The sequence below is a fragment of the Paraburkholderia sp. BR10872 genome (assembly GCF_040965835.1).
GTDB classification, from domain to species: Bacteria; Pseudomonadota; Gammaproteobacteria; order Burkholderiales; family Burkholderiaceae; genus Paraburkholderia; species Paraburkholderia nodosa_A.
The window spans coordinates 1-258 of sequence record NZ_JBFRCN010000185.1 but is presented as its reverse complement, the minus strand read 5'-3'; the positions used below and the strand labels follow the sequence as shown (position 1 = coordinate 258).

Genomic DNA, 258 nt, shown 5'->3' with positions numbered 1-258 from the left:
GGCATGCGCCGAGTCATGAGCGGCGCGGCGCTGATTGATCGGATTTTTTTGTTTTTTTGGCCTTTCCTTGTTTTCGCGGCGGTATGCAGGCGTTGCCCCTGTGCGGGGCGGCACCTACTTTCTTTGCCGCCGTGTATGGACCGGAAACATGGGTAACAGGTGTGCGGGGACATGGGTAACACATGATCCGCTCATTCGGGATGGTCCAGGTTGATGGTTCCGAAATGATGATGCAGGAAAAACAGGTCATAGCGGTTG

Annotated in this window: 1 protein-coding gene; it reads right to left on the bottom strand. The window is 55.0% G+C overall.

Annotated features, from left to right (window positions below; genetic code table 11):
• Window positions 1-13: 13 nt before the first annotated feature.
• A partial coding sequence (locus AB4Y43_RS40605) for a hypothetical protein (RefSeq protein WP_368730307.1) occupies window positions 14-258 on the bottom strand: 245 nt, incomplete at its 5' end.